This window comes from Pseudarthrobacter sp. fls2-241-R2A-168 (assembly GCF_030209335.1).
GTDB lineage: Bacteria > Actinomycetota > Actinomycetes > Actinomycetales > Micrococcaceae > Arthrobacter.
On the sequence record NZ_JARVSG010000003.1, the window covers coordinates 61,619 to 74,252 of the forward strand.

Sequence of the window (12,634 nt, forward strand, 5' to 3'; positions counted from 1 at the left end):
CCTCCTCATGACGGTCTTCGGAATAATCGGCGTCGGGTCCATTGCCTCCGCGATCGTCACGGGCCTATGTGAAGACGTGGGAGAACCCCCACAGGTAGTGCTGTCACCGCGCGGCCAGTCGCGTTCCAGTGATCTTGCCGCACGCTTCCGAACAGTCACTATTGCTTCAACCAACCAAAAGGTCATCGACCAGAGCGACGTGGTCGTCTTGTGCGTACTACCGCACCAGGCAGAGGAAGTGCTCGGGCAACTGGCATTTCGAGAAACCCGGGGAGTCGTCAGTGCCATGGCCGGGGTGCACCTGACCGTCCTGCAAAACCTGGTCTTCCCGGCCAGAGACATCGCACGAAGCATCCCCGCGCCAGCCGTAGCCACACGATCGAGCGTTACACCGATCTACCCCTCTACGGAAGCTGCCCGCGACCTCTACGACAGACTCGGCGGACGATTGGAACTCGCCGATGAACTCGCATACGAAGCAGTTTCTGCGGCATCGGCCACTGTCGAAGCCCACTTCCACTACCTTGGGACCATCGCCGACTGGCTCGCTGCGCAGGGAATGGCCGGCACAGATGCCCGTCGATACGTCGCCGCCACGTTCAGCGACCTGTCCGAGGAACTGGACACAACAGATGTCGATTTCAGTGCCCTGGCCCGCGCGCACACGACAGAAGGAGGCCTCAACGAACAATTCGCAAAGCACCTCACCGCGAAAGGCACCTTCACCGCGGTGGGCGAAGGTCTCGATGCGGTACTCGCACGCCTCTCGCCCACCTGACAAGGCCTGCATCCCATCGCCCGTCCCCAGTCCCCTTCAGCAACAGCGGCCAACGTAAAAAGGTCGATCGGTCTACTCCGAACCCGACCCGATTGGGTACACCCCAGCCTGACGTAAGGGCGGTCTCGCAAGGGACGATTCACCTGCCGGTGGGGCTTCGGTCTTGTTTTCAGACACCTGTCGAGACGCAAGAGGGACTTCGTCATCTCCTGCCGCAAGCGAGTCTCATCGAGTCCCGATTCTTTGGCCTATTTCGATGATTCTCGGGCTACCGCAGCTCCTTTTCCTGCCATTCGCCTGTCAGGGTGGGATTTGAGATCATCATGAGCGACTGTCAATAAAACGGAAATTTCGCCCTATTCTGACGCCACGACAATCGTTGCTTCGAGTTCGCGTACCAAGCGAGGCCCGCCGCTCGGCGGCCGTAAGTTGCCCAGTGCTGTCTGCCAGGCCGTCCAGTGCGGCTCTTCGGCGAGGCGATCTCCGAGGACCTGAACGGGTGCGGCGGGTAGGGGACGCTCCTACGGTTTCTGCTCCCCTGGGCCTAACCCGATAGCTAGTTGACCGAATATATGTTTTCGGCCTGCCAAGATGTGCAGGTGGTGCTCAGAAAGGCTGTCAAGCAGGAAATGAACGGTCCGTCCTCTTGCACCCGTTCTACCCTGCGATAGTTTTCCGTGCAGCTATTGACTTGCGAAGCCGCCGATTTAGTCTCGGCCGGGTTGTTCCGTTTTGAGTTTCTGCACCAGGGCAGAAGGGATGGGCAGGATGCTCCGTACGTCGTGGAGTCCAGGCCAAGCCTTCCAAACGCCAAGCTCATTGGCGACAGCCACGATGAAGTCCCGTCGCTGCTGGTCAGGTTCATCGGACGGGTAAAGCTCCCAGCTCAGTTCATTGAGAGCTGCCAGTTCACGAATGTGTGCACGCATTCCAGGATGGGACCACGCTTCCTGGACTTTCCTGTACATGGAGGGGCCGGCTTCATCCCACCACTTGCTTGCTAATGTGTCGGTCCATGCCGGTGAGCTTGGAGGCCATCCCCGCGCCAAGGCGAAGTGCTGGATTAGCACCCAGGCCGCGTACTTCTGGATGTCCGACACGTGACCGTGTTGATGCCTCGCCCGTGCGATCACCTGTTGCGTGTACTCGTGCATGGACGCTCCTGGATTGCTTGTAATGGACTCGCGGGCCAGCCGACGCATCGTCACAAGAGTTCGGCCTGACGCCGGCAACGTAGCACTGCCTGAAACATATAGCGCCTCAAGATTGCCACTGACCATAAAGGCCAGTAACGTCAAAAAGCGTCTGCTCCCTCCTGCGCTTCTTGGGTTACCTGCGGTTTTTGGACCAGCGCATAGTGATAAATTCTGCCGTCGACAGTCTCCAGGCCGCCTCGGGGTTCCATCGTGAACCATTCGTGGTTTGTGGCGGCTTGCGCCCAGGCGTCCGCCTCTTCCCAGTACACGTCCAATGAGCGGCGTTGCGGGTGCACGTGCATGGCGACCGAGAGCATGAAGGGCGCGTGCCCGGGTGCGGCGCGCTGGGCGAAGCATACGACATCTACGCTGACGCCGTGGTTGATGCAGGACGCTTTTCGGGCCATCGCGGTGGCGGCGCCCTCGACCCCGCCTTCGCCGATGTCTTGCCACGCCAACGAGTGCATCTGCTGGTGAAACAGGGAAAGCTCAGCGGCCCAGGTCGTTTGGATTCTGCGTGCGACTGCGGTGATCATGCGGTCACGCCTCGGCCACCAGGATTTGGACGCCCTCGCGGTGGCCGTGCATCCGGCGTCCGGTACCGGCCAGGCCCACGATCCAAAGAATGGCAGAGTCAGGGGTTTTCGCATCCACACGTCCCTTATAGGACGGCCCTGTCGGTGGAAAGACTTCAACGGCTGATCCCACAGCGATGGAGGACCAGTCCTGCCTGGGGTGAAAGTCAGCTGCCGCCTCCGGGTCATTGTCGACGTCAGCCGCGCGGGCCGGGCGCTGGACCCGTCTGCGGGACCCGGACTTGGCCGGGGTCACGCGACGCGCTCCAGCCGGCTGGGGTGGTCCGCTAGTCCGTTGACGTAGCTGCCTTTGAAGAAGAGGAGCGGCTCGGCGCCCTCCCGAGCCGCCAAGGCGCGGACAGCACCCACGACAATGGTGTGGTCGCCGCCGTCGTACTCCTTGTCCAGCTCGCAGTCTACCCATGCCAGTGCGTGGTCCAGCACTGGGTTTCCCAAGGGCGATATGGAGTAGTCCACGCCGGAGAATTTGTCCGTTCCGGACCGGGCAAATTGTGCTGCGAGGTGCTGGTGTTCCGCGGCCAGGATGTTCACGCTGAACCGGCCCGCTTTACGCAGGTGCGGCCAGGTGTTGGAACTGCGGGCGGGGCTGAAGGTGATCAGTGCCGGGTTGAGGGACAGGGAAGAGAACGACTGGCACGTGAAGCCTGCGGGACCGTTGTCCGTGGCCGCGGTGATGACGGTCAGCCCGGTCGCGAAATGGCCCAGGACGTGGCGCAGGTGCTGCGGGGTGGGGTCAGGGTGTTTTGTCATGGTCATTCCTCTCGAAACTGGTGGTGGGATCAACCACCAGCTCTTGCAGAGTTCTATTGGCGGATACGCACGGAGACGGTAGGCAACCTGAGTCCACGATCGACGTATGACCCAGTCATCGGGTTGCATTCGGTTTTTGGGGTTGGCTTGGCTAAGAGGCTCGCCGCATGGATCGCAGGCGCTCTATTTGGGGTGACGGGCCAGTGCCCGTCCCAGTCGTGCTGCTGCTTCTTCCAGTTTCGGTTCCGGTACGTCACCGTAGGCCAGGCGCAGGTGGCGGTCGGCGTCTGTACCCGGTCCTGAGGGGAAGAAGGAGCCTCGCTGGTATTCGACACCTTCGGTGCTGGCGTCGGCGGCCAGTTTGTCTGCGTCAATGGCCGGGTTGGTGAGTTTGGGCCAGAGGAACAGGCCGCCGTCGGGAAGGACCGTCTCGAAAGCTCCGGGCGCTTCCCGGTGCAGGGCAGCGACCAGGGTTTGGGCGCGATCCCGGTACAGCAACCGGGCACGCTCCAGGATGTCGTCGAAGATCCCCGGCTCGGAAGTGAGGAGTTCGCCGATGATTGCCTGGACCAGGGTCGAACTGTGGGAGTCCTGGCGGCTTCGGAGTGCGACGAGGTCGCGTGCCAGGTGTTCGGGGGCCACGGCCCAGCCCAGGCGCAGGCCAGGACCCAAGGTTTTGGTGAAGGTGTTGATGTGGAGGACGTGATCGGAGTTGTTGAACTCCTCCACGCTTTTCTGGTGGCCGGCAAACCGCAGCTCCCGGTAGGGGTTGTCCGCGAGGACCACGAAGCCGTAGTGCTCCGCCAGGCGGACAAGTTCCCGGCGGGCTTCGCCCGGGAGCGTGCCTTGTGAAGGATTGTGAAAGTCCGGCACGGTGTACAGGGCAGATGGCCTGGCACCGGCCCGGAGGAGGTCGGAGAGGTGGTCGACGTCGAGCCCACGGGGCCCCACAAACACCGGCAGGGTCCGCGCGTCTGATAGCTGCAGCCCCCGCAGGAAGAGCGGAAAGATCGGGTTGTCCACGGCCACGAGGTCGCCGCGTTCCACGACGGCCTGGATGGCCAGGGACAGTCCATGGAACCCGCCATTGGTGATGAGGATCCTGTCCACCGCGACGCCTTCACGATCTGCAATCCACTCGCGCAGTGGCGAGATGCCTTCGGTCCTGGAGTATTGGAGCGCAGGAACCCCGGACCTGCTCAAGACCCGGGCTGTCGCAGCCGCCAACTTCTCCGTGGGCAGCACGCTAGGGTCGGGAATGCCGCCCAGCAGTTCGATGGCATCGGCCCGCCGGTCCCGAAGGGTTGCGTCGCCGAAGCCCTGCGGCGCGGTGAAGGCTTCAATGAGTGCCGGCCGCCGGGTTGTGGTCAGGTTGATGGTCATGCTGTTGCCTTTACTAGGTGGTGGTCTGATGCGGCTTCCACCGCGACGGCGGGGGCGGGGACAGGATCCGCCCGGGAAGCGGGTGCCGTCAGGGGGATCGCGTCCAGGAGCGCACGGGTGTAGGGGTGCTGCGGGCGCAGGAAGATGTCCTCCACCGGCCCGTCTTCGACCACCTGGCCGCGGCGCAGGACGGAGACGGTGTCCGCGACTTGCCGTACCAACGCCAGGTCGTGGGAGACGAACAGGTAGGTGAGCCCGAGTTCGCGCTGCAGCTTGGAGAGCAACTCCAGGATTCCGGCCTGGACGCTCACGTCCAGCGCCGAGGTGGGCTCGTCCAAAACGACGACGTCGGGCCGCGCCACGAGTGCGCGGGCGATGGCCACTCTTTGGCGTTGCCCGCCGGAGAGCTGCCCGGGCCGGCGGGTGAGGACGGTCTCGGGCAGGCCGACTGCTGCCAGTGCTTCGCGGACCTGGCTGGTGCGCTGGGCCTTGGTGCCCACACCGAACTGGTCCAATGGTTCACGGACGATCTTGCCGACCCGCCAGCTCGGGTCCAGCGAGGTGAAGGGGTTTTGGTACACGAGCTGCAGGTGGCGGCGGGTTTCCCGCACTTCGGCCCGGGACCTGCCCGAGGTGGGTTGACCAGCGATTGATATCTGTCCGGCGTCAGGCTGTTCGAGACCGAGCAGCATCCGGACCGCTGTGGTTTTGCCGGATCCGGACTCGCCCACGAGGGCGTGTGTCCGTCCTCGTTCAACGGAGAAGGAGACGCCGTCGACGGCGAGGACCTGAGTGCCGCCGGCCGTGAAGCTCTTGGTGATATCCCGGATTTCAATCTGGGGACTCGTCTGTGGTGACGCGGGGGCGTCTGCCCGGGAGCCGGCGTCGTCCCTTGCCGTACCCGAAGCCGGCAGGACTCGCTGGTTCCGGTAGCGGTCCGGGTGCAAGGCCGGGACGTCAGCCTGCAGGCTGCGTACGTACTCCGTCGCAGGAGCTGCGAATACCTCCCGGGAGGCCCCGCTTTCCTGTACCGAACCGTCCTTGAGCACTACCAGGGCATCAGCTCGCTCGGCGGCGATGGCGAGGTCGTGCGTGATGAGGAGCAGGCTGATGTCCAGCTCCTGGCGGAGGTCGGTGAGCATGTCCAGGATCAGCTTCTGGACGGTGACGTCCAGTGCGGAGGTGGGTTCATCCGCCACGATCAGCGACGGGCGGGGCAGCACTGTGAGGGCGATTAGCACGCGTTGGAGCATGCCACCCGAGAGCTGGTGGGGGTAGGAGTCATAGACCCTGGCGGGGTCGGGCAGGCCTACCTGGTCAAGGACTGCCAGGATCTTTGTGCGCCGTACTTCAGGATTTGTTTCGCCAAGGAGTGCGGCGGCTTCGTGGGCCTGCGCCCCGATGGTCCGTACCGGGTTCAATGCCGATGCCGGGTCCTGCGGGATGAAACCGAGTTCCCGGCCGCGAAGGGGGCGGAACTGGTTTTCGGGCAGGGGAAGGACGTCGCGTCCGTTAAGTTTCACCTGGCCTTTGGTGCTCGCTCCGTCCGGTAGCAACCTGAGGATGGCCTTGGCGATGGTTGATTTGCCTGAGCCCGACTCGCCGATCAGTGCCAGACTTTCGCCGCGGCGCAGCGAGAACCCGACATCGTGCACGACGGCGGCAGGACCGTAAGCGATCGTCAAGCCTTCCACTGCTATCAGGTCTGCTGACACGTCGGTGTCCTTTCGTGGAGGGGCCATGTCACTTGGCGTTTCGCAGCCAGCGGCTGATGCGGTTTACGGAGAGGACGGTGACCACAATGACCAGGGCGGGTGCGTACACCAGCCACGGTGCCGTGACGTAGGTTTTGCCTGAGGCGACCAGCAGTCCCCAGTCCGAGGCAGGGGGCGGATCGCCGTAGCCGAGGAAAGCCAGGGAGGCGATGACCAGAATGGAGGTGCCGAACTGCAGGACGGCCAGTACCAGGACCGACCGGTAGGCGTTGGGGAGGATGTGGCCCAGCAGCGCGTGGAGCCGTGTTCCCCCCTCGAGGTAGGAGGCTTCCACATAGGTGGCGCTGCGGACGCGGATGACTGCGGCGCGCATCAGCCGGGCGAACACGGCGACGGCCGACACTCCGGTGGCGATCGCGGCGTTGATGGTCTGGAAACCCAGGGAGCCGACAATGACCACGGCCAGGAGGAAGCCGGGAATGGCCAGCAGCACGTCCACAAAGCGGCCCAGAATGGCGTCCAGCCAGCCGCCGCGGAAGCCGCTGGCCAGGCCGATGATGCTGCCCACCACCAGGCCTATCAGCACAGCCACCAAAGCACTGGTCACTGAGGACGCGGTGCCGTAGACAACGCGGGCGTACTGGTCCCGGCCCAGGTAATCCGTGCCGAACCAGTGTGCTGCGCTCGGGGCGGCGAGTTTGGCGGCCGTGTCTCCGTTGACGGGGCTGTAGGAGGTGAAGATCCCGGGTGCGAGCGACCACAGGATCACCAGGAGCACCACGGCGAACGAAAGGATGACGGTGACGGGCGGCAGGGCCGAGGTCAACTTCCCCGGCGCAGCCCGGAGTTGCCCTATGCCGGTGCCGGGCAGCTGGGGGTTGCTGAGTATGGCAGTCATGCGCCTACCTTTTCGTTGAGTTTGACCCGGGGGTCCAGCAGCGGCGACGCGAGGTCTGCAACCAGGTTTACGGCCACAAAGATCACGGCGGAGAGCGATACGACTGCCTGCAGCACGGGCTGGTCCTCGCTGGTCACGGCGTTCTGGACTACCGTGCCGATCCCGTCGCGGCCAAAGATGGTCTCCGTGATCACAGAGCCGCCCAGCAGCTCGCCGACGATGAGTGCGACCATGGCCACCGAGGGCAGGGCGGACGGCTTCACCAGGTGCCGGGCGAACAGCGTGGCTTCGCTCAGCCCGCGGGAGCGGGCCACCACGGCGTAGTCCTGGCGGGATTCGTGGTCCAGGCTGGCGATCAGCACTTCGGCCAGTGGCGCGGATACGGGGATGGCCAGGGTAACCGCTGCGAACAGCGTGGCCACCGCGCTGTTCGGGTCTGTGGTGGTGAATGAGTGGAGCCGGAAAGCGAACAGTTCGATCAGTACCAGGCCGATGACGAAGTTCGGCACGGAGAGGAAGAACGACGGGATGGAGCGGACAATCGCCGCCCACTTGTGAGGCAGGTACTGCGCCCCGTAAGCGATGGCCACGGCGAACACAATCGCGATGAGCAGCGCACTGGCCGCCAACGTCAGGGTGGACGGCAACGCGTCACCGACCAGCTGAGTAACCGGCAGGTTGGACTGGAAGGAGAATCCAAGCTCCCCGGTCAGGAAGCGCCCCAGCGACAGCGCGAGTTGGATGATGACCGGTTGGTCCAGGCCGTAGAAGGCGACGATCCTCTGTATGTCCTCATCGCTGAGGCCGCGCTGGGGATCCCGCAGCGCGTTGGTGATCGCATCCCCGGGGAGCACGGTGATGACCAGGAACGTGAGGACATAGGCGAGGAAGACGACGACGATGGCCTGGCCGGCGCGGGTGAGGGCGAAGCGTTTGTAGTCGCTGGTCACTTGGTAACCCAGGCGGTGTAAAAGTTTGCGTACGCCAGCCCGTTGTACTGGACGTCCTTGATCTTGGGGTTGATCAGGTAGAGGCGCTGCACGAGCTGGTTAAGGGGGATGAAGTAGCCCTGTTCCAGGACGTACTGCTGCAGCTCGTCGGCTATCTTTTCGCGGGACGCCCGGTCAGATGCCGTGGCAATGGCGGTGGAGAGGTCGTTGAGCTTCTGGTCGCTTGTTCCGAGCCCGAACCAGTCTTCACCCTTGTTCTGGCTGGTCAGGACACCGGCGACCGTGCCGACGTCGACGAAGCTTCGAGATGTCTGGAACAGCGGCGGCTTGCTGGCCTGCACGGCAGCGTAGCCGGCCACGTCCACCACCTTGAGGTTGACCTTGATTCCCACCTTCTTGAGTTGCTGGGCGATGAGTTCATCCTCGGCCTTGGTGGACGGGACGTAGGGGTTGGGCGTCAGGGTGAACTCGAGGGTCTTGCCATCCTTGACGCGGTAACCGTCAGGCCCGGGCGCCCAGCCGGCGTCGTCAAGGACCTTGTTGGCCTTGTCGGGGTCGAATTTGAAGGAGTCGCTGAACTCGCCGGCTTCCGGGACGTTGCCCTGGATGAAGGTGGTGGCCGCGTTCCAGTCGCTGGTGTAGACGGTCTTGAGGATCTCTTCCCGGTCGATGCCGTGCTGGATCGCCTGACGGACGGCGAGATCGTTGGTGGGGAAGGCTTGGGTGTTGACCTGGAAACCGTCCACGAACCCGAGGTAGCGGGGGGTGCCAACGGTGAAATTTTGGGCCTTGAGTGATTCGATTTCCTGCGGTTCAACGTTGAAGGCAACGTCTGCCTGGCCCGAGACAACGGTGGAGGTCCTGACCGAGGTGTCCTTGATGACCTTGTACGTGATGGTGTCCAGGCGGGCCGGGCCGGTGTGTCCGAGTGCTGCCGGGCCCCAGTTGTAGTCCTTGCGCTTTGCCAGGACGTAGCTGTCGCCCTGCTTCCAGGACTTGACCACGAACGGGCCGCTGCCGATTTCCTGGGTCAGGTCGGCTTGGGCTTCCACTGGCAGGGCGAGGGTCTTCGGGGAGAGCAGGATGCAGCCGTGGTAGGCGAGGGTTGCGATGAAGCCCAGCGCGGGCGAAGAGAAGGAAACCTTGACGGTTTCCGGGTCTGTGGCCTCGGCGGAGACGAAGTTGCTGGACGGGAACAGGCCCACCTTGCTGATTCCGCGGTTCGGATCGCCCTTGGCCCAGGCGTTGAGGTTAGCCACAACAGCGGCGGCGTCCAGCGGGGTGCCATCGGAGAAGGTCACGCCCTTCTTCAGGTGCAGGACGAAATCTTTCGCACCGTTGAGTTCTTCCCAGCTCTCGGCCACCCAGGGGCTGAGTTCACCCTTTTCGTTGACGTACACGAGCTTGTCGGTGATGTGTCCCCAGAGGTTGCCCTCGTAGCTGGAGATGGAGGTCTTGCTGGACACCCAGCCGGTGTCGTAACCCTGGATCAGGAAGGTGATGTCCCCGCCGTCGACCGGTGTACCGGAAGTGTTTGTGCTGGTGGCGCTGCCGCCACCGCACGCAGTCAGGAAGGCCGTGGTGGACAGGGCGCCAAGGCCCGCTAGGAAGATGCGTCGGCGGATTTCGGGCGTGTTGGTTGTGTTCATGGGGGTCTCCTTGAGGTCTTGGCTGGCCTGGGCCGTGTGCTGCAGGCAGGGGGCTAGATAGCCTTGCCGGGGTTGAGTGTCTGTTGGGGGTCCAGGGCGGCCTTGATGGCGCGCTGGACGCGGCGGCTGCGCTCGGAAAGTTCCAGCGCTGCCCATTCGCGCTTGATGGTCCCCACGCCGTGTTCACCGGTGACCGTGCCGCCCAGTGACAGCGCCACTTTCACGAGTTCGGTGGCTGCTTCCAGGAGGGCTGCCGGGGGGTGGGTGCCATCCCCGGCGGTTTTGTCCTTGGTGATGAGTGGGTGGAGGTTGCCGTCGCCGGCGTGGGAGACGGCGGAAATGTTCACGCCGAAACGGCCTTCGAGAGCGGGGAAGGCTGCGTAGACCTTGGCGAGTTGGGACTTGGGTACGGCGATGTCCTCGCCGATGTACCACTTATCCTGCGGGAGGCCGCGGCCGCTGCGGCGAAGCTCCCACAACTGTTCGCCGTCCTGGTCCGACTCCACCGTCACCCGGCCGCCTGCCTTGGTGAGCGCTGCAGTGAGGTCCGCGGCCTGCTCGTTAATGCCGTAGCCATCGAGTTCGACCAGGATCAGCGCGGCACCGCGGGCCCGCAGGTTGGTCCCGGAGTGGGCGTCAATGTTTTCCAGGCTCGGGGCGTCGAAGAATTCGATCGCAGCGGGGCGCACGGGTGAAAGGGTGATGGCAGAGAGTCCCTTGGTGCCCTCGGCGGTGCTGTTGAAGTACGCGCTGACCGTTTTGCGGGCGACCGGAACCGGTCGCAGGCGGACGGTCGCGCGCACAACAATGCCGAGGATGCCCTCGGAGCCAACGAACAGCGAGGTTAGGTCCAAGCCGGTGACGCCCTTGATCGAACGGTGTCCCACGCTGATCAGGCTGCCGTCCGCCAGGACGACGTCCAGTGACAGGATCGATTCGCGTGTCACCCCGTATTTCGCGCACCGCAGTCCCCCGGCGTTGGTGGCAATGTTTCCGCCAATTGAGGAGATATCGAAGCTTGCCGGGTCCGGAGCATAAAACAAACCCAACGGCGCCAAATGCCTATTAAGTTCGGCATTAATAACGCCCGGTTCAACCACTGCGACTTCATCCAGCTGCGAAACCTCGATAATGCGGTTGAGCTTTTCCGTGGAAATAACCACTTGGTCCTGTCCAGCCGTGGCACCGCCGGACAGGCCCGTGCCGGCACCGCGGGGCACCACCGTCAGTCCAAGTTCCGCTGCAAGCTGTACCGCCGCCTGAACTTCCGCTGCTGTTGAGGGAAGCACCACCACCGGTCCCGGTTGCGACGCGGCGCTGACCGTGGCCGCATCATGGCTGTAGCGAACCGTTCCGGCACCAGGTTCAAGGATCTCAATGGCTTCAAGACGGCCGGTGAGTTCCAGGATGTAGTTCTGAATGGACCTGGCTGCTGCGGGAATCAGCTGCGTTGTACTCATATCGGCGTCTCTCCCCCTGTAGTGGCAGACGCTGGACGCAGGTGACCCGTGTACTAGCCATTTCAGGACTTCTTGGTGAATTTCCCAATCTCGATATAACTGGGAGTCAGTGCTAGAAAAATTAGCCGGGATGGGATAACCAGCACCAGCGGGAACGACATCGCAATCCACACTTCGCAACCTGACGTCGTAGATAGCTTAATGGCGTAAAACTGAGTCACTTAGAGACACGTAATGTCTTCATTATTCGTAAATGGTTCTTTTGCGCCATTCATCCGCATCTACTTTGTAATTGATGTCGAACCCGCGTGCACTGAGCGGATGAACCCTGGCGGGTGACCGGCCGCGTTCCGTTCGGCAATATTTTCCGAGGACGGGGATTCCACATGACCACAACAGCAACATCAACGAGGTTCCGGGTCCGCCCGGCAACCGAAGCTGAGCTGGACACCGTCGGGCAGCTGACATTCGAAGGCTTCGGCCACCACCTGCCGGGGGCACCGCAACCCACCCCCGAGCGCCGGGCGCTGCTGCTGGACGCAGCCGCACGGGCGCGCGACGGCGTCATCCTCGTCGCTGAGAACCTCGACACAGGCTCCCTGGTGGGCACCGCAACGCTTCTGCCGTTCGGCTCCACACTGGCCCGGCAGGCTTTGGAGGGCGAGACCGAACTCCGGCTCCTCGCCGTCCTGCCGGAGGCGCGAAGGTCTGGAATCGGCTGGAAGCTCCTGGAGGAGGCAGTTGCCCTGTCCATCGAAAGCGGAGCGCACACGGTGGTACTGGATACCGGCCTCGAAAACGAACAAAGCCAGCTGCTCTACCGCAGGTTCGGTTTCGTCCGACGACCCGAGCGGGAGAAACCCCGGCCCGCTCCCCACGTGCAGCTCGTGATCTACACCCTCAACCTGCCACGGCCCCACTCCAAGCCCGAAACGAGAACCGGTGTGTCGTAGGGGGGACTATCCGCACATACAGCGCAAGCCCTGACCGCAACCGGAAACTAATGGCGCAATCAGTGTCCAGCCAGTTGCCGGCAGAACACCAGGTCCAGACGTGCGGCATAGCCGGGATCACCGGGGGCAGCAGCAATCGCCTGGTAACGGTGCCCGTCCTCGGTGCGGACGGTCAATGGGAGTGGAACCAGCCTTCGCGCTGCGTGCTGGTGCTCGGACCCGTACCTGGTGCCGCTTCTTTCACCCAGTGTCGGAACTCGCTGTCTCGGCAGCGACATTCATCATTAGTTTCGAGACGACGAGCAC

Annotated in this window: 12 protein-coding genes; 2 read left to right on the top strand and 10 right to left on the bottom strand. The window is 63.5% G+C overall.

Annotated features, from left to right (window positions below):
• The first annotated feature begins 7 nt into the window (after positions 1 to 7).
• The gene (locus QRN11_RS00955) at positions 8 to 778 is read left to right on the top strand and encodes an NAD(P)-binding domain-containing protein (protein WP_285249504.1); all 771 of its coding nucleotides are present in this window, start codon (positions 8 to 10) and stop codon (positions 776 to 778) included.
• A 707-nt stretch (positions 779 to 1,485) separates the two neighbouring features.
• Here QRN11_RS00955 and QRN11_RS00960 read toward each other — a convergent pair.
• The 10 genes from QRN11_RS00960 to QRN11_RS01005 all read right to left on the bottom strand — a co-directional run bounded on the left by QRN11_RS00960 (position 1,486) and on the right by QRN11_RS01005 (position 11,375).
• Positions 1,486 to 1,707, bottom strand: coding sequence for a hypothetical protein (locus QRN11_RS00960; protein ID WP_285249505.1), 222 nt, complete (start codon positions 1,705 to 1,707; stop codon positions 1,486 to 1,488).
• A 365-nt stretch (positions 1,708 to 2,072) separates the two neighbouring features.
• Positions 2,073 to 2,510: a hypothetical protein gene (locus QRN11_RS00965; protein WP_285249506.1), complete on the bottom strand. Its 438-nt coding sequence runs from the start codon at positions 2,508 to 2,510 to the stop codon at positions 2,073 to 2,075.
• A gap of 4 nt (positions 2,511 to 2,514) precedes the next feature.
• Positions 2,515 to 2,805, bottom strand: coding sequence for a hypothetical protein (locus QRN11_RS00970; protein ID WP_285249507.1), 291 nt, complete (start codon positions 2,803 to 2,805; stop codon positions 2,515 to 2,517).
• Entirely contained in the window at positions 2,802 to 3,320 is a 519-nt protein-coding gene (locus tag QRN11_RS00975) for a flavin reductase family protein (RefSeq protein WP_285249508.1), read from the bottom strand. The genes QRN11_RS00970 and QRN11_RS00975 overlap by 4 nt, the downstream gene beginning before the upstream one ends.
• Before the next feature lie 183 nt (positions 3,321 to 3,503).
• On the bottom strand, positions 3,504 to 4,703 hold the full coding sequence (locus QRN11_RS00980) for an aminotransferase-like domain-containing protein (RefSeq protein WP_285249509.1): 1,200 nt from the start codon (positions 4,701 to 4,703) through the stop codon (positions 3,504 to 3,506).
• Positions 4,700 to 6,445, bottom strand: coding sequence for an ABC transporter ATP-binding protein (locus QRN11_RS00985; protein WP_502934994.1), 1,746 nt, complete (start codon positions 6,443 to 6,445; stop codon positions 4,700 to 4,702). The genes QRN11_RS00980 and QRN11_RS00985 overlap by 4 nt, the downstream gene beginning before the upstream one ends.
• 1 nt (position 6,446) lies before the next feature.
• The gene (locus tag QRN11_RS00990) at positions 6,447 to 7,316 is read right to left on the bottom strand and encodes an ABC transporter permease (protein ID WP_285249511.1); all 870 of its coding nucleotides are present in this window, start codon (positions 7,314 to 7,316) and stop codon (positions 6,447 to 6,449) included.
• Complete coding sequence (locus QRN11_RS00995; protein ID WP_285249512.1) at positions 7,313 to 8,266, bottom strand: ABC transporter permease; 954 nt, start codon at positions 8,264 to 8,266, stop codon at positions 7,313 to 7,315. The genes QRN11_RS00990 and QRN11_RS00995 overlap by 4 nt, the downstream gene beginning before the upstream one ends.
• A complete protein-coding gene (locus QRN11_RS01000) occupies positions 8,263 to 9,915 on the bottom strand; it encodes an ABC transporter substrate-binding protein (protein ID WP_285249513.1) in 1,653 nt (550 codons plus the stop codon). The genes QRN11_RS00995 and QRN11_RS01000 overlap by 4 nt, the downstream gene beginning before the upstream one ends.
• Before the next feature lie 53 nt (positions 9,916 to 9,968).
• Positions 9,969 to 11,375, bottom strand: coding sequence for an FAD-binding oxidoreductase (locus QRN11_RS01005; protein WP_285249514.1), 1,407 nt, complete (start codon positions 11,373 to 11,375; stop codon positions 9,969 to 9,971).
• A gap of 386 nt (positions 11,376 to 11,761) precedes the next feature.
• Between QRN11_RS01005 and QRN11_RS01010 the strand changes: the two genes are divergently transcribed.
• Positions 11,762 to 12,328: a GNAT family N-acetyltransferase gene (locus QRN11_RS01010; protein WP_285249515.1), complete on the top strand. Its 567-nt coding sequence runs from the start codon at positions 11,762 to 11,764 to the stop codon at positions 12,326 to 12,328.
• Positions 12,329 to 12,634 lie beyond the last annotated feature (306 nt).